Below are 21,593 nucleotides of genomic sequence, written 5' to 3'. Positions count from 1 at the left end.
GGCCCACGTCTGGCACCCGTACGCGCCGATGCCGGCCACCACCGAGCCCTACCTGGTCGCCGAGGCCGAGGGCGTACGTCTGCGCCTGGCCGACGGGCGCGAACTGGTCGACGGCATGTCGTCGTGGTGGGCGGCCATCCACGGTTACCGGCATCCGACGCTGGACGCCGCGGTGGTCGGGCAGCTCGGCCGGATGAGCCACGTGATGTTCGGCGGGCTGACCCACGAGCCCGCGATCGAACTGACCCGCAACCTGGTGGAGCTGAGCCCGCCCGGACTGGAGCACGTCTTCCTCTGCGACTCCGGGTCGGTGAGCGTCGAGGTCGCGGTGAAGATGTGCCTCCAGTACCAGCTCGGCCGGGGCCGACCGGAGCGGCACCGGCTCGCCACCTGGCGGGGCGGCTACCACGGTGACACGTTCCAGCCGATGAGCGTCTGCGACCCCGAGGGCGGGATGCACCACCTCTGGCGTGACGTGCTGCCCCGGCAGGTGTTCGCGCCGGTGCCGCCGGCCGGCTTCGACGCGCCGGTGGACGAGGAGTACGCGGCGGCGCTCGCGGACCAGATCGCCCGACACGCGCACGAGTTGGCCGCGGTCATCGTCGAACCGGTCGTGCAGGGGGCCGGCGGGATGCGGTTCCACAACCCGCACTACCTACGGGTGTTGCGCGAGGCGACCGAGGCGCACGGGGTGCTACTCATTTTTGACGAGATCGCTACTGGTTTTGGTCGCACCGGTACGTTCTTCGCCGCCGAACACGCCGGTGTCACCCCGGACGTGCTCTGCCTCGGCAAGGCGCTCACCGGCGGCTACCTGAGCCTCGCGGCGGCGCTCTGCACGCCGGAGGTGGCCCGGGGGATCGGTGCCGGCGGCGTGCTGGCGCACGGGCCGACCTTCATGGGCAACCCGCTCGCCTGTGCGGTCGCGAACGCCTCCATCGGGCTGCTGCGGGCGGGAAACTGGGCGGCCGAGGTGGCGAGGGTGCAGGCGGGGCTGCGGGCGGGCCTGGAGCCGTTGCGTACGGCGCCCGGTGTGGCCGACGTACGGGTGCTCGGCGCGATCGGGGTGGTGCAGCTCGACCACGAGGTGGACCTGCCCGCCGCGACCGCCGCGGCGGTCGAGCGGGGAGTGTGGCTGCGTCCGTTCCGGGACCTGGTCTACACCATGCCGCCGTACGTCACCGGCGACGAGGACGTGGCCCGGATCGGTGCCGGGGTGGCCGCCGCCGTCGCCGCGGGTTGAGTCCGCAGCTCGGGCCCTTCCCCCATTGACGTGGCTGGAGACCGCGGCGCGGGTGCGCGGCGGGCGACGAGAGGAGAGGCGATGGAGAGCTTCGGGACCCGGTTGCACCGGGCGATGGCGGAGCGCGGCCCGCTCTGTGTGGGCATCGACCCGCACGGCGCGCTGTTGGACCGCTGGGGGTTGCCCGACGACGTGACCGGGCTGGCGCGGTTCAGCGAGACGGTGGTCGAGGCGCTGGGCGACCGGGTGGCCGTGGTCAAGCCGCAGTCCGCGTTCTACGAACGTTTCGGATCCCGTGGGCTCGCGGTCCTTGAGTCAACTATCCGACAGTTGAGAGAAGCTGGCGCTCTTGTGCTTCTCGACGTCAAGCGTGGCGACATCGGCTCGACGGTGAGCGCGTACGCGTCCGCGTACCTTGATCCATCCAGTCCGCTGTATGTCGATGCGATCACCGCGAGCCCGTACCTCGGTGTCGGCTCGCTCGCGCCGATGTTCGACACGGCGGCGGCGCACGGCGGCGGCGTCTTCGTACTCGCGCTCACCTCGAATCCCGAGGGGCCGGCGGTCCAGCACGCGCGAGGCGCCGACGGTCGGACCGTCGCGCAGACCGTCATCGACGAGATTTCCCTGCTCAACGCGGGTGCGGACCCGTTGGGCAGCTTCGGGCTGGTGGTCGGCGCGACGATCGGCGACACCGGCCACGACCTGTCCCGTGTACGCGGACCGCTGCTCGCGCCCGGCCTCGGCGCGCAGGGGGCGAGCGCCGCCGACCTGCGTACGGTCTTCGGGCGAGACCTCTCGACGGTGCTCCCGTCGTACTCCCGCGAGGTCCTCGGACACGGCCCGGATCGGGCCGCGCTGCGCGCTGCGGCGGACCGTGCGCTCGCCGACTGTCGGACCGTACTGGGCGCCGCCGTTGAGTGACAGCGCGGTCACCGCATTGTGATCTTGGCGAGTCCACGTTGCCGAAAACTCCGCTGACCGCTAGTTTTCCCGGCGCTGGGAACCACATACCCCTTTGGTTTCCAGCCACCCCACGTTTCACAGATGCGGCGGTGCGTTCCGCCCGTCGCGATAGGGACCTGAGGAGAACTGGTGCCGCTCCCCCAACTGAGCCCCGAACAGCGTGCAGCCGCGCTGGAGAAGGCTGCGGAGATCCGCAAAGCCCGTGCTGAGCTGAAGGAGCAGCTCAAGCAGGGCAAGACCACCCTCGCCGCCGTCCTCGACCGGGCGGAGGGCGACGACGTCGTCGGCAAGCTGAAGGTTTCGGCCGTTCTCCAGGCTATGCCGGGGATCGGCAAGATCCGGGCGACCCAGATCATGGAGAAGCTCAAGATCGCCGACAGCCGGCGTCTGCGTGGCCTGGGTGACCAGCAGCGCAAGGCACTGCTTGCCGAGTTCGCCGCCAACTAGTTTCGGCAGCGTGTAGAAACAAGCAGTGAGCACGGCGGACGACGCGCGCCCGGCGGCTCGTCTCACGCTCCTTGCCGGTCCCGCAGGGGCCGGCAAGGGAGGCGTGGTCGAGCTGATCCGGGCGCGTTCGTCCGTGTTGTGGGTATCGGTCCCGGTGACCACCAGGCCGCGCCGACCGCACGAGGTCGACGGGGTGGGTCACCACTTCGTGGACCGGGCCGAGTTCGAGGCGCTGGTCGCCACCGACGGACTGCTGGAGTGGGACCGGTACGCCGACCACCTCTACGGCACTCCCGTCGAGCCGGTACGGCGCCGGTTACGCTCCGGCCAACCCGTCCTGGTCGCGCTCGACCTGACCGGCGCCCGGCGGGTACGGGCCGCCATGCCAGGGTCCCGTCTGGTCTGCCTCGTCCCGCCCGGGGCGGTTCCGCCGACCCCCGAACCACCCGGCGAGTCGGATATCGACCTGGTGGTGGTCAACGACTTCGCCGAGCGTGCGGCGGAGGAACTGGTAGGCTTGCTCGGTTCATCCTTTCTGACTCCCGCTCAGCCGCGTACCAGCGGTTGAGAGACACAGAGGTTTATCTCGTGGGTTCCATCGCCAATCCCGAAGGCATCACCAACCCTCCGATCGACGAGCTGCTGGAGAAGACCACCTCCAAGTACGCGCTGGTCATCTTCGCGGCCAAGCGGGCCCGCCAGGTCAACGCCTACTACAGCCAGCTCGGCGAGGGCCTGCTGGAGTACGTCGGACCGCTGGTAGAGACCACGCCGCAGGAGAAGCCGCTGTCGATCGCGATGCGCGAGATCAACGCCGGTCTGCTCACCGCCGAGCCGACCGACCAGCCGTAAGGCCGATCGAGACCGCTCATGCCCGCTCAGGTCGTCCTCGGGGTAGGCGGGGGCATTGCCGCGTACAAAGCCTGTGAGCTGCTTCGGCTCTTCACCGAGTCGGGGCACAGCGTCCGGGTCGTACCGACTGCCTCCGCCCTACGGTTCGTCGGGGCACCGACCTGGGCGGCGCTCTCCGGCCAGCCGGTCGCGGACGACGTCTGGGCCGACGTGCAGGACGTTCCGCACGTCCGCCTCGGCAAGCAGGCGGATCTCGTGGTGGTCGCACCGGCCACCGCCGACCTGATCGCGAAGGCCGCCCACGGCCTCGCCGACGACCTGCTCACCAACACACTGCTCACCGCCCGTTGCCCGGTGGTGGTGGCGCCGGCGATGCACACCGAGATGTGGGAGCACCCGGCGACGGTGGCGAACGTGGCGACGCTGCGGGCCCGGGGCGTACAGGTGATCGAGCCCGCCAGCGGCCGGTTGACCGGCGCCGACACCGGCAAGGGGCGGCTTCCTGACCCGGCGGAGATCTTCGCGCTCGCCCGACGGGCGCTGACCCGGGGTTCGGTGCCGCCGCGTGACCTGGTCGGGCGCCGGGTGGTGATCACGGCTGGTGGCACCCGGGAGCCGCTGGACCCGGTGCGCTTCCTGGGTAACCGTTCCTCGGGCAAGCAGGGTTACGCTTTCGCCCGTACCGCTACCGCGCGTGGCGCTATGGTTACCCTGATTGCCGCGAACGTTTCCCTCGCCGACCCGCCGGGGGTGGAACTGGTCCGGGTCTCCACCACCGAAGAACTGCGTAAGGCCACCCTCGCGGCGGCGGACGGTGCCGACGCGGTGGTGATGGCGGCGGCTCCGGCGGACTTCCGCCCGGCGACCTACGCCAGCCAGAAGATCAAGAAGACCGAAGACGGCGCGGTGCCCACCATCGAGCTGGTGACGAACCCCGACATCGCCGCGGAACTCGGTGAGCGGCGACACGCCGGTCAGGTGTTGGTGGCCTTCGCGGCCGAGACCAGCGACGCTGAAGCCAACGCTCGGGGCAAGCTGTCCCGGAAGAAGGCGGACCTGATCGTGGTCAACGAGGTGGGGCAGGACAAGGTGTTCGGCGCCGACTCCAACACCGCGGTCGTGCTGGGTGCGGACGGATCGAGGACGGCTTTTCCGGAGCAATCCAAGGAAGACCTCGCCGACTCCGTCTGGGACCTGGTAACAAGGCGCTTAACCGCTTCGTCTTAACCGCTGAACACACTGTCACCTTGGAAATGGTCCATTGTCGGCGGCGCTACACTGCCCCGACACTCTTCGAGCACCTTTAGGAGCACCGTGGCACGCCGCCTGTTCACTTCCGAGTCGGTCACGGAAGGCCACCCGGACAAGATTGCTGACCAGATCAGCGACGGCATCCTCGACGCGCTGCTGACCCAGGACCCGCGCAGCCGGGTGGCGGTCGAAACCCTCATCACCACCGGCCAGGTGCACGTCGCGGGTGAGGTCACCACCAAGGCGTACGCCGACATCCCGACCATCGTGCGCGACACGATCCTCAACATCGGCTACGACTCCTCGAAGAAGGGGTTCGACGGCGCGTCCTGCGGCGTCAGCGTCTCCATCGGCTCCCAGTCGCCGGACATCGCGCAGGGTGTGGACAGCGCCCTTGAGCTTCGGTCCGGCTCCTCGGAGAGCGCGCTCGACGCCCAGGGCGCCGGCGACCAGGGCATGATGTTCGGCTTCGCCTGCTCGGAGACGCCCGAGCTGATGCCACTGCCGATCGCGCTGGCGCACCGGTTGGCCCGCCGGCTCGCCGCGGCCCGCAAGGACGGCACGATCCCGTACCTGCGGCCCGACGGCAAGACCCAGGTCACCATCGAGTACGAGGGCCTGCGGCCGGTCCGGCTCAACACGGTGGTCGTCTCCAGCCAGCACGCCGCCGACATCTCGCTCGAGTCGCTGCTCACCCCGGACGTACGCGAGCACGTCATCGCCCCGGAGCTGGAGGAACTCGGGCTGGAGACCGACGGCTACCGGCTGCTGGTGAACCCGACCGGGCGATTCGAGATCGGTGGCCCGATGGGCGACGCCGGCCTCACCGGCCGGAAGATCATTGTGGACACCTACGGCGGGTACGCACGGCACGGTGGCGGCGCCTTCTCCGGCAAGGACCCGTCGAAGGTCGACCGGTCGGCCGCGTACGCGACCCGCTGGGTGGCGAAGAACGTGGTTGCCGCCGGGCTGGCCGAGCGGTGCGAGGTGCAGGTCGCGTACGCGATCGGCAAGGCGCACCCGGTGAGCCTGTTCGTCGAGACGTTCGGCACCGAGAACGTGCCGGTCGAGCGGATCGAGAAGGCCGTCAACGAGGTCTTCGACCTGCGCCCGGCCGCGATCATCCGCGACCTCGACCTGCTGCGCCCGATCTACCAGCAGACCGCCGCCTACGGCCACTTCGGCCGTGAGCTGCCGGACCTCACCTGGGAGGGCACCGACCGCGCCGCCGACCTCAAGTCGGCCGCGGGAGCCTGACCACCGCGAAGCGCAGCGACCGGCAGCCCGCGACAGGGCTGCCGGTCGCTCGCGTCTGTGTCGACGTACCGCTGGCCCACCTGGACCGCCCGTTCGACTACCTGGTCCCGGCCGAACTGGCAGAGACGGCCCACCCCGGCACCCGGGTACGGGTCCGCTTCGCCGGTCAGCTCGTGGACGGCTGGTTGTTGGAACGGGTGGAGTCCTCGGAACACACCGGCCGGCTGACCTATCTCGAACGGCTGGTCTCGCCGGAGCCGGTGCTCGCCCCGGAGATCGCCCGGCTCGCCCGCGCCGTGGCCGACCGGTACGCCGGTGGCCTGGCCGACGTCCTGCGTCTGGCGGTGCCTCCCCGGCACGCCCGGGTCGAGTCGCAGTCACCGCCCGCGTCGACGCCCCCACCCGTCCCGGAGCCCGCCGAGTCGGACGCGTCCGCTGTGCGTGGCGCGGATCCGGAGGGCCCCGCTGGGCGTGTCGACGAGTCGGACGCGTCCGCTGTGCGTGCCGTCGAGTCGGGTGGGACCGAGTCGGCGGCCGAGGAGGCGCTGCCGTCCGGCGACCTGTCCCCGGCGGTGCCGGTGGGGGCCGGCGGGGCCGGGCAGGGCTGGCGCGACTACCCGGCCGGGCCGGGCTTCCTGCGGGCGCTGACCGGCGGTCGCCAGCCCCGGGCGGTCTGGTCGGCGCTTCCCGGTGAGGCGTGGGCGGAGCGGTTCGCCGAGGCCGCCGCCGCCACCGTACGAGGTGGGCGCGGTGTGGTCGCGGTGGTTGCCGACGCACGGGACCTCGACCGACTCGACGCCGCGCTCACCGCCGTACTCGGCCCTGGCCGGCACGTCATGCTCGCGGCGGCGCTCGGCCCGGCCAAGCGCTACCGGGCCTTCCTCGCCGCGCGGCGGGGACAGGTGCCGGTGGTGATCGGCACCCGGGCGGCGATGTTCGCCCCGGTGCAGCGGTTGGGACTGGTGGCGATCTGGGACGACGGGGACGATCTACACGCCGAACCGAGGGCTCCGTACCCGCACGCCCGCGACGTGCTGCTCACCCGGGCACAGCTTGCCGACGCGGCGGTGCTGGTGGCCGGGCATGCCCGTACCGCCGAGGCACAACAGTTGGTGGAGACCGGCTGGGCGAAGGAGATCGTGGCCGACCGGGCGACCGTACGGGCCAGGATGCCGCAGGTGACCCCGACCGGTGACGACCCGCAGCTCGCTCGGGACCCGGCGGCGGCCACGGCGCGGCTGCCCAGCCTGGCCTGGGAGGCGGCCCGCGCCGCCCTGCGGGCTGACGCGCCGGTGCTGGTGCAGGTGCCGCGTCGGGGATACCTGCCCTCGGTCGCCTGTGCGAGCTGCCGCGCCCCGGCCCGTTGCCCGCACTGCTCGGGGCCGCTCGCGCTCGGTTCGGCGAACGCCGTACCGAGTTGCCACTGGTGTGGCCGGGTAGCAGCGGCGTACACCTGTCCGCAGTGCGGCGGGCGACGGCTGCGCGCGTCGGTGGTCGGTGCCCGGCGTACGGCGGAGGAACTGGGGCGGGCGTTCGCCGGGGTGCCGGTGCGGACCTCGGGTCGGGAGGAGGTGCTCGCCTCGGTCCCGGCGGGGGCGGGGCTGGTGGTGGCCACCCCGGGCGCGGAGCCGGTCGCCACCGGCGGTTACGGGGCGGTGCTGCTGCTCGACTCGTGGGCCCTGCTGACCCGGGCCGACCTGCGGGCCGGTGAGGAGGCGTTGCGCCGGTGGCTCACCGCGGCGGCGCTGGCCCGGCCGGCCGCCTCGGATGGCCGGGTGGTGCTGGTCGCCGATGGTGCGCTGGCGCCGGTGCAGGCCCTGTTGCGTTGGGATCCTGCCTGGTTCGCCGGGCGTGAGCTGGCCGAGCGGCGGGAGCTGGGTTTTCCCCCGGCGGCGCGGATGGCGAGCCTGACCGGAACGCCGGAGGCCGTCGCTGACCTGCTCGCCGTGACCCGGCTGCCGGACAGCGCGGAGCTGCTCGGCCCGGTGCCGGCGGCGCGGGGGCAGGAGCGGATGCTGGTCCGGGTGCCCCGGGGCCGGGCCGCCGCGTTGGCGGTCGCGCTGCACGAGGCGGCCGGGGTACGGACCGCCCGTAAGGCCACCGACGCGGTACGGGTCCAGGTCGATCCGTTGGACCTGTTCTGACAGTCCGGTGGTCACCCGGAGGGTGGCGGCGGACATACGGTCCGCCAGAAGGCGGGTTGACGCGTGGTAAAGTCGCCCCTCATGTCGCCGCCCATTGGTGTGACGATGCCGTGATCACACCGGTTCGGTGTGCAATCGAGTGATCCTAGTCAGTCTGCGATCAGGGGTGTGTGCGTCGTGACCGGTCGTCAATCGATCGTTCTGAATGGAGATCTCGGCAGCGGCAAGAGCACGGTGTCGATCGAACTGAGTGAGCGGCTCGGCCTGCGCCGCATCAGTGTGGGCGACCTCTACCGTGAGATGGCGCAGCGACGCCAGATGACCACGCTCCAGCTCAACCTGCACGCCGAGCTCGACCAGGCGGTCGACGGTTACGTCGACCAGCTCCAGCAGGACATCGCCGACTCCGGTGAGCAGCTCATCGTCGACAGTCGGCTCGCCTGGCACTTCTTCCGGAACGCGCTCAAGATTCACATGATCACCGAGCCGACCGAGGCGGCCCGCCGGGTGCTGGCCCGCCCCTCCGGCCCCGCCGAGAGCTACACCTCGGTCGAGGAGGCGAAGGCCAAGCTGCACGAGCGCAGCGAGAGCGAGCGTGGGCGGTTCATCCTCCGGTACGGCGTGGACAAGGCGAAACTGCGCAACTACGACCTGATCTGTGACACCACCCGGGCTTCGGCGATGGAGGTGGTGGAACACGTGATCGCCGCCTTCGAGGGCTCCCTGGGCAAGGAGGTGCTGCGCGACTCCCCGCCGCTGCTCCTGCTCGACCCCGGCCGGATCTACCCCAGCCAGGAGATCCAGGGCCTGCGCGGGCTCTGGGAATCGGACTTCGTCGCCGACGTCGCACAGGCCGGTGAGGCGGCGCTGGAACCGCTCAGCATCGGTTACACCGGCTCCGAGTTCTTCGTCATCGACGGTCACCGTCGGCTCAGCGCCGCCCTGCGCAACGGCTTCAAGCTCGTCCCCGGCCGGCTCGTGGCCGAGGTCGACGAGCCCGTGGTCGGTGGGCGCTCCGCGATCGAGTTCTTCCAGACCGAGGTGGGACTGGGCGCGATCTACGACTGGGACGCCGCGCACAACGTCTCGCTGCCGTTGCCCGAGCACGTGCTCGCCCAGGCCGAGGCCGCCCCCGCGGACCCGCTGCTGACCAGCGAGGCCGGTATCTCCTCGTAACCGGCGCTGCCGACCGGGACCTCCAGCCGACCGGGACCTCCAGCCGACCCGGGCCTTCCACCGGCGCGGCGACCAGCCGTCGCCGGTGTCGGTGGCCTGAAATCTGCCGGTACCGCCGCCGTAGACTGGTACGGCATCATCCATCCCGCCCGCCCTCTCCTCCTGGCGGTCGTTCCCCCGGGTGGCCGTCCCAGCCTCACCAGCCGAGCCGTCCCGCCCACCAGTTAAGGAGCCGTCCCGCGTGACCGTCCAGCCCATCCGTCTGTTCGGGGATCCGGTGCTGCGTACGCCGGCCGAGCCGGTGGTCGACTTCGACCGGGAGCTGCGCAAGCTGGTCGCCGACCTCACCGACACCATGCGAGACCGCAACGGTGCCGGGCTCGCCGCCCCGCAGCTCGGCGTCGGCCTGCGGGTGTTCACCTTCGACGTGGACGACGTGGTCGGGCACTTGATCAACCCGGTGCTCGCCTTCCCGGACGAGGAGGAACAGGACGGCCCGGAGGGCTGCCTCTCCATCCCCGGCCTCTACTTCGACACGAAGCGCCGGCAGAACGTCGTGGCCAAGGGCTTCAACTCGTACGGCGACCCGCTCCAGATCGTCGGCACCGGTCTGATGGCCCGCTGCGTACAGCACGAGACCGACCACCTCGACGGTGTCCTCTTCCTCGACCGGCTCGACACCGAGGGGCGGAAGGAGGCGATGAAGGCGATCCGCGCGGCGGAGTGGTACGACGCCGGCGCGCCGCCGGTGGTCAAGGTCAGCCCGCACGGCGCGGGTGGCCCCTTCGGGCTCGGTCGGTGACCGGGGTGCGTCTGGTCTTCGCCGGTACACCGGCCGTCGCCCTGCCCGCCCTCGACGCCGTCGCCGCCTCCCGGCACGAGTTGCTCGCCGTGGTGACCCGTCCCGACGCCCCCGCCGGTCGTGGCCGGGGCCTGGTCCGGTCGCCGGTCGGCGCCTGGGCCGACGAGCGTGGCATCGAGGTGCTGACCCCGGCCCGCCCCCGTGAGCCGGAGTTCCTCGACCGCCTCCGCGAGCTGGCCCCGGACTGCGTACCGGTGGTCGCCTACGGTGCGCTGGTGCCGCCGGTGGCGTTGGAGGTCCCCACCCACGGCTGGGTCAACCTGCACTTCTCGCTCCTGCCCGCCTGGCGGGGAGCCGCTCCGGTACAGCACGCGGTGCTGCACGGCGACGAGCTGACCGGCGCGAGCGTCTTCCAGCTTGAGGCGGGCCTCGACACCGGCCCGGTCTTCGGCACCGTTACCGACGAGATCCGTCCCACCGACACCTCCGGTGACCTGCTGACCCGGCTCGCCGCCGCCGGTGCCGGGCTGCTCGTGGCCGTCCTCGACGCGATCGAGGACGGCACCGCACGGGCCGAGCCGCAGCCGGCCGACGGAGTGTCGCTCGCCCCCAAGCTGACCGTCGACGACGGCCAGGTCCGCTGGACCGAGCCGGGTTTCGCGGTCGACCGCCGGATCCGCGCCGCCACTCCGGCGCCCGGCGCCTGGACCACCTTCCGCGGCGACCGGATCAAGCTCGGCCCGGTCCGCCTGATCGCCAACCCACCCGAACTCACACCAGGGGAGCTTCTCGTCGAACGGAACCAGGTACTGGCCGGTACCGCCACCACCGCTGTGATCCTCGGTGAGGTGCGGGCGGCGGGCAAGAAGCCGATGTCCGCCGCGGACTGGGCGCGCGGCGTCCGGGTCGCACCGGGCGAGAGCTTCCAGGCCGCCGAGGTGACCGCGTGAGCGCCCCGCTGGAGAACCGCGACCGGACCGAGCGCCCGGACGGCAGCGGCCCCGACCGCTCCGCCGGCGACCGGGCGGCCCGCCCCGACGAGCGCGGACGCAACCGTACGGACGACCGGGGACGGGACACCCGGCCGGGGCGGGACCGGTTCGCCGGCCCCGTACGTGGCCGACCCGCCCGCCCACCGGCCGACCTCGCCCGCCAGGCGGCGTACGAGGCGGTGGCGGCGGTGCACCGCGACGACGCGTACGCCAACCTGGTGCTGCCCGGCATCCTGCGGGACATGCGGTTGCACGGTCGCGACGCCGCCTTCGCCACCGAACTGACCTACGGCACCCTGCGGGTCCGGGGCACCCTGGACGCGATCCTCACCGCCGCGGCGGGGCGGGACGTGGCGCGGATCGACCCGCAGCCCCGGGACGCGTTGCGGATCGGCGCCTACCAGCTTCTCTACACCCGGGTGCCGGCGCACGCCGCAGTCTCCGCAACGGTCGACCTGGTCCGTTCGGTGGCTCCCGGGGCGACCGGGTTCACCAACGCCGTCATGCGGGAGATCTCCGGCAAGGACCTCGACACCTGGGTCACCGAACTCGCCCCGTCGTACGAGTCCAACCCGATCGGACACCTGGCGCTCGCGTACAGCCACCCGGAGTGGATCGTCCGGTCCTTCGCCGAGTCCCTCGGCGGGGATCTGGCCGAGACCCGGCGGCTGCTGATCGAGGACAACGAACGTCCACCGGTGCACCTCTGCGCCAGGCCCGGCCGGGCCGACCCGGTCGAACTGGCCGAGGCGGTGGGCGGGGCGCCCGGCGCCTTCTCGCCGTACGCGGTCTACCTCGGCGGCGGCGCCCCGGGCGACCTGCCCGCGGTGACCGAGGGCCGGGCGCACGTGCAGGACGAGGGTTCACAGCTCGTCGCGACGGCGCTCGCCACGGCCCCGGTCGAGGGGAGCGACAGCCGGTGGCTCGACCTCTGTGCCGGCCCTGGCGGCAAGGCGGGTCTACTCGGTTCCCTGGCCGCCCAGCGGGGTGCGACCCTGACCGCCGTGGAGGTGGCCGAGCACCGCGCCCGGCTGGTCTCGCAGGCGGTCCGTGGTCTGCCGGTCACCGTGCTCACCACGGACGGGCGGACCGCCGGCGACGATCCCGACCTGCCGGCGGGTGGCTTCGACCGGGTGTTGGTCGACGCTCCCTGCACCGGGCTCGGCTCGTTGCGTCGGCGTCCGGAGTCGCGCTGGCGTCGTCAGCCCTCCGACCTGCCGCCGCTGACCCGGCTTCAGCGGGAACTGCTCACCGCCGCGCTGCGGGCGGTCCGCCCCGGCGGGGTGGTGGCGTACGTGACCTGCTCGCCGCACGTGGTGGAGACGCACGTGACGGTCACCGAGGCGGCCCGGCGTTCGGGCGTACCGGTCGATTTCGTCGACGCCCGGCCGCTGCTGCCGGCGGGCATGCCGGGCCTGGGCGACGGTCCGACGGTGCAGCTCTGGCCGCACCGGCACGGCACCGACGCGATGTTCCTGGCGGTACTGCGCCGAGGCGAGTAGCCGCCTCCGTCCACCAACGGGTGTCACACCGGTGGGGTGTCACGCGGGTCGTCCGACCGGCGTGACACCCCACCGGTGGCTTGGGGGCAGGGCCGACCCGCGCCGGAACGACCCTGCCGACCCCGGTCAGTTGATGGGCAGCCCGCTCGACCCGGAACCCTTCAGCGAACGGGTCACCTGGCGCTCGTCGAGCCAGAGGAAACACTGCACGCCACGGTTGCCGGCGTTCCAGTCCGCCTCGCTGGGGTAGTAGGTGATCCGGCCGGTGCGGTACTTCATGTCACCGTTGTTGGGCACCTTGGCGAAGGCGGCGATCGCCGCCAGACAGCCCCGCTCGATCCGGCTATCGTCCTTGCGGAGCGCATCGTAGGAGACGTCCGGTGCGTCCCAGATCCCGGCGAACTCGGTGTTGTGCTTTGCGGTGCAGTTCACCGGTTGCAGCTCGATGATGTCGCCGTCGGCCTCGAGCTTCGGGTTGAAGCAGCCGTACGCCAGCGCGGAGGCCCCGCTCATCGCGCCCTTGAGGCTGCCGGTGCGGCCCACCACGTCCCGGTTGTCCAGGCCGTCGATCTCGCCGACGTCGCACCGGAACCAGCGGGCGCCACCGGACCACGCGTAGCTTGAGGGCGGGATCAGGCTCAGGGTCAGTCGACCGGCCCGCCAGTCGCCGCCGACCACCTCGTTGACCTTCTTGTCGCACTCTGCCCGCGCCGTCCGCCACGCTGGCGAGCCGTCCGGGGGCGGGGTCGTCCGGTCCGCCTCGGCGCCGGTGAAGGTGCCCACGTAGAGGGTTTCGGCGTCGTGCTGCTCGGCGCATTCGACCGGCTGGTAGGAACTCAGGAAGCCGACCTCCACGAACCGGGGGTGGCAGGCACCGACCGCCGGCACGACGATGACCGGCTCACCGATCGCCGCCCAGTCGTCGGTCAGGTCGCCGTCCACGCCGGCGGGCAGCGCGCAGCCACCCAGCATCAGCGCCGCCAACCCACCGAGTGCCACCGCAGCCAGCCACCGTCGCATGTGTTCGTCCTCCCCGGGGACCCGACGGCCAGCTTCCCCGCCCGGCCGGGCGCGGGTGGGCCATCGGCCGAGCAGCATACCGGTAGCGGGCCAGCACGGTTCCAGTTGCGTCGGCATCGGCGCCGGCATGGGCGTTGGTTCCGGGGCGTGGCCGGTCGGCGGTCCGTCCGGGCAACCCCGCCCACCCGCGGGTCCACTTGCGTCGGTGCGACCATCGCCGCCGCATATCCATCGATCGGCACGTACCGGCCGGAACGGATGTCCCCGGCAGGAGCTTCATCGTCGTACGATTGCTGGACCTCTCACGTCTCTGCCTCGCGGCGGCGGAATCTGGCCAGATCGGACCCCACGTGCACGTACTGGTCACCGGTGGGCTCGGCTTCCTCGGGCACGCGGTCAGCCTCGACCTGCTCGCCTCGGGACACCGGGTGACCGTGTTGAGTCGGCGTAGGTCCACCGAGCGGCTCGCTCCCGGGGCCGAACTGATCACCGGGGATCTGCGGGACCGCGCACGGATGGCACGGATCGTCGGCGAGGGCGGTTTCGACGGCGTGTGCCACCTGGCCGCGCTGACCAGCGCCGGGGACTCGCTCGCCGACCCGCTCACCTATTTCGACGTCAACGCCGTGGGCACGTTCAACCTGCTCAAGGCGTTCGAGCAGGCCAGTGAGGAACGGCCGGGAATCTCGTTCGTGTTCGCCTCGACCAACATCGTGTACGGGTCGCGGCCCGAGGGGGTGCTCAGCGAGGATCTCGACACGCACCCGGAGAGCCCGTACGCCACCTCCAAGGTCGCCGCCGAGCAGCTCGTCGCCGCGCAGGCCTCGATCGGCGCGATCGGTGCGACGACCCTGCGTCTGTTCAACCTTGCCGGCGCGGCCGGTGGGGTGGGCGATCTCGACCCGGGTCGGATCATCCCGAACGTCTTCCGGGCGATGACCGGTCAGCTCCCGCACGTGATCCTCAACGGGGGTGGGGCGGCGGTCCGCGATTTCGTGCACGTGGTGGACGCGGCGGAGGCGTTCCGGTTGGCGGTGGAACGTACCCGGCCCGGCGAGCACCGGCTGCTCAACATCGGCAGCGGGCACGGGACCAGCATGCTGGAGGTGGTCACCACCGCCCAGCAGGTCACCGGCCGGACCGTCGACGTACGCCGGCTGCCGCCCAAACCCGAGCCGTTCCGGCTGACCGCGGACGTCAACCTCGCCCGGGTGATGCTCGACTGGGAGCCCCGCCGGTCGGCGTTGACGGAGATCCTCACCGATGCCTGGGCGGCGTGGCCCGTGCCCGGTCGTTGACCACCCTGATCCGGTTCCGTCCATCACAGGTTAGGAAGGGGCCCTTCACATCCGTATGCGTTAAGAGGGGGCCCTTCCTTCCGGTGCCAGTGGGGGTCGGCACGGCCGGGTTGTGGGACGGGGCCGGTGGCCCGTGTCGTACGCGTGGCGCGCGTTCGTAGACTGGCCCGGTGACCGCACCGACGCCGATCATCGCGCCCAGCATTCTCGCCGCCGACTTCGCGCATCTTGCCGACGAGGCCCGGGTGGTCGAGTCGGCGGCGGACTGGCTGCACGTCGATGTGATGGACAACCATTTCGTACCGAACCTGACCATCGGTCTGCCGGTGGTGCAGAGCCTGCTCGCGGTCACCACGCTCCCGTTCGACGTGCACCTGATGATCGAGGACCCGAGGCGGTGGGCCCCGGCCTACGCCGACGCCGGCGCGTACAACGTGACCTTCCACGCGGAGGCGTGTGACAACCCGGTCGCGCTCGCCAAGGAGCTTCGTTCGGCTGGCGCGAAGGCGGGGCTGGCGATCGACCGGGACACGCCGATCGAGCCGTACCTGGAACTGCTGCCGAGTTTCGACACCCTCCTGATCATGACGATCAAGGCCGGGTTCGGTGGGCAGCGGTTCATTCCCGAGTTGCTGGACAAGGTGCGGGCGGCCCGCCGGCATGCCGCCAGCGGTCACCTGGAACTGCGGATCGAGGTCGACGGCGGGATCGCCACGGACACGATCGAGCAGGCCGCCGCGGCGGGTGCCGACGCCTTCGTGGCTGGCACCGCTGTCTACGGTGCGGCCGATCCGGCGGCGGCGATCGGGCACCTGCGGGGGTTGGCCGAGCGTGCCGTGCCGCGGCCGTGAGCGCCGAGCCGGCGGAGGAACCGAAGGATCTCATTCTGGTCGTCGACGACGACGAGGATATCGCCCGTTTTGTGGAGTTTAACCTTCGACTGCACGGTTTTGACGTACGGCATGCCCGGGACGGCCAGGAAGCCCTGGACATGATCGAGGCACAACGCCCCGACCTGGCCGTGGTCGACCTGATGATGCCCCGGATCGACGGCCTCGAACTCACCCGCCGGCTGCGCGCCAACCCGCTGACCTCCGCCCTGCCGGTGATCATGTTGACCGCCAAGGGCATGACCGTGGACAAGGTGCACGGCCTCACCGCAGGGGCGGACGACTACCTGGTCAAGCCCTTCGACACCGCCGAACTCATCGCCCGGGTCAGCTCCACCCTGCGCCGGAACAAGGAGTTCCGGGAGGTCTCCCCGCTGACCGGGCTTCCCGGCAACAGCCGGGTCCGGCGAGAGATCACCGACCGGGTACGCAGCGGCGTCGACTACGCGGTCGGCTACGTCGACATCGACCGGTTCAAGAGCGTCAACGACCGGTACGGCTTCAGCCGGGGTGACGAGTTCATCAGCGCCCTGGCCCGCAGCCTGCACCGGGCGGTGGTCTCGGTCGGGCTCCCACCCGCGTTCCTCGGCCACATCGGCGGCGACGACTTCGTCATCGTCTGCACCCCCGACCAGGTACGTCCGCTCACCGAACGCGCGGTGGTCGACTTCGAGAAGGCCGCCGACGAGTTGTACGACCCCTCCGACGCCGGGCGCGGCTACGTCGAACTACGCGACCGGCGGGGGAACGTGCAGCGGGCCGCGCTGGTCACGCTCTCCATCGGGGTCTCGCTGTCGGTGCCGGAGCGGCGGTTCACCGACCCGCTCGAGGTGATCGCCGCCGCCTCGGAGATGAAGAGTCTGGCGAAGCACCAACCCGGCTCGTACGTGGCGGTCGACCGGCGCCGGGTGGAGAGCTGACGGCCTCGGGTGGAGTGCTGGCGAGCGCCAGGTGGAGAGCGGGCGACGGCGGATGGGGTGCCGGGCTTGGCCGCTCGGATATTCCCGCCCGATTGAGCGCTCCACGGAAAGATCGACGTTGTGAGGTAGGTCGCGTCGATGGCGAGCGAGGCGGGAAAGCGTGTAAGACTCACGACGTACCCACCACGCGCTGGCGGGACTCGGTGAAATTCCGAACCGGCGGTGATCCGCGGCCTCGGCCACGGTAAGCCCGCGACCCGGACGACCCTGTGTCGGACGGTGGACCTGGTGAGAACCCAGGGCCGACGGTTGAGCGCGGGCTTCCCGCCCGCACTCAGACAGTCCGGATGGGAGACAGCGCGCGGGACGGACGGGTCATCACGAACTGCGCCCTGTGGCGTCCAGCTTCGTCGACCCTGCCCGGGTCGGCTCTGCCGTCCCCGGGGTTCTCCGCCACCGCCTGCTCTGGTTTGTGCCGGAATGTCTCCCACTCGTCGCGCGTTTGACCGACGGGCGAGGAGAGTAGGACACGGACATGGTGAGCGTCTCCACCGATGCGGCGATGCGTCGGGCGATCGAGCTGGCCGCGCGCGGCCTGGGCAGCACCAGCCCCAATCCGGTGGTTGGCTGCGTCCTGCTCGACGTCAACGGCGAGTTGGTCGGGGAGGGGTTCCACGCCTACGCCGGTGGGCCGCACGCCGAGATTGTCGCGCTGGCCCAGGCCGGTGAACGCGCCCGGGGCGGCACCGCCGTGGTCACCCTGGAGCCCTGCGACCACACCGGCCGTACCGGCCCCTGCACGGGCGCGCTGATCCAGGCCGGAGTGGCCCGGGTGGTGATCGGCGTACCGGATCCGAACCTGGTCGCCTCGGGTGGCGCGGCCACCCTGCGGGCCGCCGGGGTCGAGGTCGAGATCGGGGTACGTGCCGCCGAGGCGGAGGCGGGCAACATCGCCTGGCTGACCGCCGTACGACGCCGCCGCCCCTATGTGATCTGGAAGTTCGCCTCCACCATCGACGGCCGCTCCGCCGCTGCCGACGGCACCAGCATGTGGATCACCTCCGAGGCCGCCCGGATGGACGTACACGCACTGCGCGGCACCGTCGACGCGGTGCTCGTCGGGATCGGCACGGTGCTCGCCGACGACCCGCGACTGACCGCCCGGAACCTGCGCGACGGCAGCCTCGCCATCCGGCAGCCGTTGCGGGTGGTGGTGGACAGCGAGGGTCGTACCCCGGCGGATGCCCGCGTGCGCGACGGCGCCGCCCGCACCTGGGTGGTGACCACCGCGGAGGTCGGCGCCACCAAGGAGGACCGGGTCGACCTGGACGCCCTGATGACCGGCCTCTACCAACGGGGCGTGCGGGCCGTGCTGCTGGAGGGCGGACCGACCCTCGCCGGTGCGTTCCTCGCCGCCGGCCTGGTCGACAAGGTCGTCGGCTACGTCGCTCCCAAGCTGCTCGGCGCCGGCCCGGCGGCCCTCGCCGACGCCGGACCCCGCACCATCTCCGAGGTCATCGACCTTGAGTTCGTCGATATCACGCAGGTCGGCCCCGACCTGCGGATCACCGCGCTGCCCCGAAAGAGGGAGGGCTGAGACATGTTCACCGGCATTGTCGAGGAACTGGGCGAGGTCGTACGGCTGACCGACACAGGGGCGGACTCCGCCCTGGTCGCGGTCCGCGGCCCGGTGGTTACCTCGGACGCCCGACACGGCGACTCGATCGCTGTCAACGGCGTCTGCCTGACCGTGGTCGACGTCGACGGTGACGTCTTCACCGCCGACGTGATGGGGGAGACACTGCGACGCTCCGCCCTCGGCGGGCTGCTCCCCGGTGACCCGGTCAACCTGGAACGGGCGGCGACGCTCGGCACCCGGCTCGGCGGGCACCTCGTCCAGGGACACGTCGACGGGGTCGGCGAGATCATCGGCCGCGAACCGGCCGAACAGTGGGAGACGGTCCGGTTCTCGCTGCCGGCCGGGATCGCGCGCTACGCGGTCGAGAAGGGCTCCATCACCGTCGACGGAGTGTCCCTGACCATCGCGGAGATCGGTGACGACACGTTCGCCGTCGGTCTGATCCCGACCACGCTCAAGCTCACCACGCTCGGGCACAAGAAGCTCGGCGACCCGGTCAACCTTGAGGTGGACGTGGTCGCGAAGTACGTCGAGCGGCTACTCGGCACCGGAAAGGCCACGTCATGAGCGAGTCCGTCATGGAAGAGTCCGTACGCCCCGAGTCCGACCTCGCCGAAACGGCCCTCGCCGCCTCGACCGGGTTCGACGTCGTCGAGGCGGCGATCGCCGAGATCGCGGCCGGTCGACCGGTGGTCGTCGTCGACGACGCCGACCGGGAGAACGAGGGCGACCTGATCTTCGCGGCCGAGTTGGCGACCCCGGAACTGCTCGCCTTCACCGTCCGCCACACCTCGGGCTACATCTGCGCGCCGATCACGGAGGAAGAGGCCGACCGGCTCGAACTGCCGCCGATGTACCACACCAACCAGGACCGCCGGGGCACCGCGTACACGGTGACCGTGGATGCTCGCGAGGGCGTCAGCACCGGCATTTCGGCCGCCGACCGGGCGCACACCATCCGGCTGCTGGCCAACCCGGCGACCAGCCCCACCGACCTGGCCCGGCCCGGACACGTGGTGCCGCTGCGGGCCCGCGCCGGCGGCGTACTGCGCCGGGCCGGACACACCGAGGCCGCGGTCGACCTGGCCCGGCTCGCCGGGCTCAACCCGGCCGGTGTGCTCTGCGAACTGGTCAACGACGACGGCAGCATGATGCGCCTGCCGGACCTGGAGAAGTTCAGCGCCGAACACGGGCTGATCCTGGTCAGCATCGCCGACCTGATCGCGTACCGGCGGCGGACCGAAAAGCAGGTCGAACTGGCCGCCGAGGCGAAGCTTCCCACCCCGTACGGGCAGTTCCGGGCGCTCGGCTACACGGTCCAGAACGACTCGGCCGAGCACGTCGCGCTCGTCTACGGCGAGATCGGCGACGGGCAGGACGTGCTGGTCCGGGTGCACTCCGAGTGCCTCACCGGAGACGTCTTCGGCTCGTTGCGCTGCGACTGCGGGCCGCAGTTGCAGGCCGCCCTGGCCCGAGTGGCGCAGGAGGGGCGCGGCGTGGTGCTCTACGTACGCGGGCACGAGGGTCGGGGCATCGGCCTGGTGCACAAGTTGCAGGCGTACCAACTCCAGGACCAGGGGCGGGACACCGTCGACGCGAACCTGGAACTGGGCCTGCCGGCCGACGCCCGGGAGTACGGCACCGGTGCGCAGATCCTCTACGACCTGGGCGTACGGTCCATGCGACTGCTCACCAACAACCCGGCCAAGCGGGCCGGGCTCGAAGGCTACGGGCTGACCATCACCGGGCGGGAGAGCCTGCCGGTGCGAGCCACCCCGGAGAACGTCCGCTACCTGCGGACCAAGCGGGACCGGATGGGCCACCTGCTGGGTGAACTCGACGGGATCACGGAAGGATCGGCGTAACGATGGCTGGTTTCGGGGAGCCCGGGGCGACCGCGGTGGACGCGGCGGGGCTGACCGTGGGCGTGGTCGCGGCTCGCTGGCACGGCGAGCTGACCGACCACATGGTCGAGCGAGCGGTCGCCGCCGCCGAGGCGTCCGGGGTACGTGAGGTACGGGTGGCCCGGGTCGCCGGTTCGGTGGAACTGCCGGTCGTCGCCCAGGCACTGGCCCGTAAGTACGACGTGGTGGTGGCCCTCGGCGTGGTCGTCCGGGGCAGCACCGCCCACTTCGACTACGTCTGCCAGTCGGTGACCGAGGGGCTTACCCGGGTCGCGCTGGACGCGGGTAAGCCGGTCGGCCAGGGGGTGCTCACGGTCAACACGATCGAGCAGGCCCGGGACCGGGCCGGTCTGCCCGGGTCGGCCGAGGACAAGGGGTGGGCGGCCACCATCGCCGCCCTCGACGCCGCCCTGGCGATCCGGGACCTGAAGCCGCGTACCGGCCAGTTGGGCTTCGGCGGCTGAGCGAACGTACGGATCGGGGCCGGCCGCTCAGAGCCGGCCGGCCTCGATGATCCGCCGGAGGAACTGCCGGGTACGCGGCTCGGTCGGCTCGCCCAGTACCCGCTCCGGTGGACCCTGCTCGATCACCCGCCCGCCGTCGAGGAAGCAGATCCGGTCGGCGACATCCCGGGCGAAGCCCATCTCGTGGGTGGCCAGCACCATCGTCATCCCGTCCGCCTTGAGGTCGCGGATCAGACTCAGCACCTCGCCCACCAGTTCCGGGTCGAGCGCCGAGGTGACCTCGTCGAGCAGCATCAGCCGGGGCGAGTTGACCAGTGCCCGGACGATCGCGACCCGCTGCTGCTGGCCGCCGGAGAGCCGGTCGGGATAGGCCCCGGCGTGCTCCGCCAGACCGACCCGGTCCAGCAGTTCGCGTGCCTGTGCCTCCGCCTCGGCCCGGTCGCGCCGGTGCACCCACAGCGGCGCCAGGGTGATGTTCTCCAGCACCCGCAGGTGGGGGAAGAGGTTGTACGACTGGAACACGATGCCGATCCGGCGACGTACCAGGTCGGGGTCGACCCGGGGGTCGGTGATGTGCTCGCCGTCGAGGTGGATCGTCCCGTCGTCGATCTCCTCCAGCAGGTTGAGGCAGCGCAGCAGCGTCGACTTGCCGGAGCCGGAGGCACCGATCAACGCCACCACCTCGTGTTCGGCCACGTCCAGGTCGAGCCCGTCGAGCACCGCCCGTCCGGTGAACGACTTGCGCAGACCCCGGCAGGCGAGCAGGCCGGGACCCGGATCGGGGGTCCGTTCCGGGCGCTGGGTGCTCCGATCGGTGAGGGTCATC

The 21,593-nt window shown here is 71.6% G+C and carries 21 protein-coding genes and 1 riboswitch; of the genes, 19 read left to right on the top strand and 2 right to left on the bottom strand.

The genetic code is table 11. From position 1 onward, the window contains the following. Positions 1 to 28: 28 nt before the first annotated feature. From ACIBF5_RS23575 to ACIBF5_RS23520, 12 genes are all read left to right on the top strand, one after another. The gene (locus ACIBF5_RS23575; RefSeq protein ID WP_396815122.1) at positions 29 to 1,243 is read left to right on the top strand and encodes an adenosylmethionine--8-amino-7-oxononanoate transaminase; all 1,215 of its coding nucleotides are present in this window, start codon (positions 29 to 31) and stop codon (positions 1,241 to 1,243) included. An 81-nt stretch (positions 1,244 to 1,324) separates the two neighbouring features. Further along, complete coding sequence (pyrF, locus tag ACIBF5_RS23570) at positions 1,325 to 2,167, top strand: orotidine-5'-phosphate decarboxylase (protein WP_396815024.1); 843 nt, start codon at positions 1,325 to 1,327, stop codon at positions 2,165 to 2,167. A 171-nt stretch (positions 2,168 to 2,338) separates the two neighbouring features. Then, positions 2,339 to 2,656: an integration host factor, actinobacterial type gene (gene mihF / locus ACIBF5_RS23565; protein WP_396815022.1), complete on the top strand. Its 318-nt coding sequence runs from the start codon at positions 2,339 to 2,341 to the stop codon at positions 2,654 to 2,656. Positions 2,657 to 2,681: 25 nt separating this feature from the next. Continuing rightward, positions 2,682 to 3,224 (top strand): guanylate kinase, encoded by a 543-nt coding sequence (locus ACIBF5_RS23560; protein WP_396815020.1) that lies wholly within the window; start codon positions 2,682 to 2,684, stop codon positions 3,222 to 3,224. A 20-nt stretch (positions 3,225 to 3,244) separates the two neighbouring features. Then, positions 3,245 to 3,508, top strand: a complete 264-nt coding sequence (gene rpoZ / locus ACIBF5_RS23555) for a DNA-directed RNA polymerase subunit omega (protein WP_007075826.1) — start codon at positions 3,245 to 3,247, stop codon at positions 3,506 to 3,508. Positions 3,509 to 3,526: 18 nt separating this feature from the next. Then, positions 3,527 to 4,735: a bifunctional phosphopantothenoylcysteine decarboxylase/phosphopantothenate--cysteine ligase CoaBC gene (gene coaBC, locus ACIBF5_RS23550; RefSeq protein WP_396815018.1), complete on the top strand. Its 1,209-nt coding sequence runs from the start codon at positions 3,527 to 3,529 to the stop codon at positions 4,733 to 4,735. An 87-nt stretch (positions 4,736 to 4,822) separates the two neighbouring features. Next, complete coding sequence (gene metK / locus ACIBF5_RS23545) at positions 4,823 to 6,016, top strand: methionine adenosyltransferase (protein ID WP_396815015.1); 1,194 nt, start codon at positions 4,823 to 4,825, stop codon at positions 6,014 to 6,016. 38 nt (positions 6,017 to 6,054) lie between these two features. Beyond that, complete coding sequence (locus ACIBF5_RS23540; protein ID WP_396815121.1) at positions 6,055 to 8,160, top strand: primosomal protein N'; 2,106 nt, start codon at positions 6,055 to 6,057, stop codon at positions 8,158 to 8,160. A gap of 177 nt (positions 8,161 to 8,337) precedes the next feature. Beyond that, positions 8,338 to 9,336: an AAA family ATPase gene (locus ACIBF5_RS23535; protein WP_396815013.1), complete on the top strand. Its 999-nt coding sequence runs from the start codon at positions 8,338 to 8,340 to the stop codon at positions 9,334 to 9,336. 241 nt (positions 9,337 to 9,577) lie between these two features. Beyond that, positions 9,578 to 10,138 carry a peptide deformylase gene (gene def / locus ACIBF5_RS23530; protein WP_396815011.1) on the top strand — a complete coding sequence of 187 codons (561 nt, stop codon included), beginning with the start codon at positions 9,578 to 9,580 and terminating at the stop codon, positions 10,136 to 10,138. A 5-nt stretch (positions 10,139 to 10,143) separates the two neighbouring features. Then, complete coding sequence (gene fmt, locus ACIBF5_RS23525) at positions 10,144 to 11,088, top strand: methionyl-tRNA formyltransferase (RefSeq protein ID WP_396815120.1); 945 nt, start codon at positions 10,144 to 10,146, stop codon at positions 11,086 to 11,088. Then, positions 11,085 to 12,632, top strand: a complete 1,548-nt coding sequence (locus tag ACIBF5_RS23520) for a transcription antitermination factor NusB (protein ID WP_396815009.1) — start codon at positions 11,085 to 11,087, stop codon at positions 12,630 to 12,632. Before fmt ends, ACIBF5_RS23520 begins: the two co-directional genes overlap by 4 nt. 126 nt (positions 12,633 to 12,758) lie before the next feature. Here ACIBF5_RS23520 and ACIBF5_RS23515 read toward each other — a convergent pair whose 3' ends face one another. Then, complete coding sequence (locus tag ACIBF5_RS23515) at positions 12,759 to 13,652, bottom strand: septum formation family protein (RefSeq protein WP_396815007.1); 894 nt, start codon at positions 13,650 to 13,652, stop codon at positions 12,759 to 12,761. A gap of 290 nt (positions 13,653 to 13,942) precedes the next feature. On the opposite strand from ACIBF5_RS23515, the gene ACIBF5_RS23510 reads away from it, so the two are divergent. From ACIBF5_RS23510 to ribH, 7 genes are all read left to right on the top strand, one after another. Next, positions 13,943 to 14,950, top strand: a complete 1,008-nt coding sequence (locus ACIBF5_RS23510; RefSeq protein WP_396815005.1) for an NAD-dependent epimerase/dehydratase family protein — start codon at positions 13,943 to 13,945, stop codon at positions 14,948 to 14,950. A 170-nt stretch (positions 14,951 to 15,120) separates the two neighbouring features. Next, positions 15,121 to 15,801 (top strand): ribulose-phosphate 3-epimerase, encoded by a 681-nt coding sequence (gene rpe, locus ACIBF5_RS23505; RefSeq protein ID WP_396815003.1) that lies wholly within the window; start codon positions 15,121 to 15,123, stop codon positions 15,799 to 15,801. Beyond that, positions 15,798 to 16,760, top strand: coding sequence for a response regulator (locus ACIBF5_RS23500; RefSeq protein ID WP_396815001.1), 963 nt, complete (start codon positions 15,798 to 15,800; stop codon positions 16,758 to 16,760). The genes rpe and ACIBF5_RS23500 overlap by 4 nt, the downstream gene beginning before the upstream one ends. A 185-nt stretch (positions 16,761 to 16,945) precedes the next feature. Beyond that, positions 16,946 to 17,123: riboswitch (FMN riboswitch) on the top strand. A 172-nt stretch (positions 17,124 to 17,295) separates the two neighbouring features. Beyond that, positions 17,296 to 18,357, top strand: coding sequence for a bifunctional diaminohydroxyphosphoribosylaminopyrimidine deaminase/5-amino-6-(5-phosphoribosylamino)uracil reductase RibD (gene ribD / locus ACIBF5_RS23495; RefSeq protein ID WP_396814999.1), 1,062 nt, complete (start codon positions 17,296 to 17,298; stop codon positions 18,355 to 18,357). 3 nt (positions 18,358 to 18,360) lie between these two features. Further along, on the top strand, positions 18,361 to 18,966 hold the full coding sequence (locus tag ACIBF5_RS23490) for a riboflavin synthase (RefSeq protein ID WP_396814997.1): 606 nt from the start codon (positions 18,361 to 18,363) through the stop codon (positions 18,964 to 18,966). Beyond that, positions 18,963 to 20,264 (top strand): bifunctional 3,4-dihydroxy-2-butanone-4-phosphate synthase/GTP cyclohydrolase II, encoded by a 1,302-nt coding sequence (locus ACIBF5_RS23485; RefSeq protein WP_396814995.1) that lies wholly within the window; start codon positions 18,963 to 18,965, stop codon positions 20,262 to 20,264. Before ACIBF5_RS23490 ends, ACIBF5_RS23485 begins: the two co-directional genes overlap by 4 nt. A 2-nt stretch (positions 20,265 to 20,266) precedes the next feature. Further along, a complete protein-coding gene (ribH, locus tag ACIBF5_RS23480) occupies positions 20,267 to 20,767 on the top strand; it encodes a 6,7-dimethyl-8-ribityllumazine synthase (RefSeq protein ID WP_396814993.1) in 501 nt (166 codons plus the stop codon). A gap of 27 nt (positions 20,768 to 20,794) precedes the next feature. Here ribH and ACIBF5_RS23475 read toward each other — a convergent pair whose 3' ends face one another. Continuing rightward, positions 20,795 to 21,592, bottom strand: coding sequence for an amino acid ABC transporter ATP-binding protein (locus ACIBF5_RS23475; RefSeq protein ID WP_396814991.1), 798 nt, complete (start codon positions 21,590 to 21,592; stop codon positions 20,795 to 20,797). Position 21,593 lies beyond the last annotated feature (1 nt).

Origin of the sequence: Micromonospora sp. NPDC050417 (genome assembly GCF_044458865.1) — a bacterium.
Classification (GTDB): Bacteria; Actinomycetota; Actinomycetes; order Mycobacteriales; family Micromonosporaceae; genus Micromonospora_G.
The sequence above is the reverse complement of the archived record's forward strand: the minus strand, read 5'-3'. Positions and strand labels throughout refer to the sequence as shown.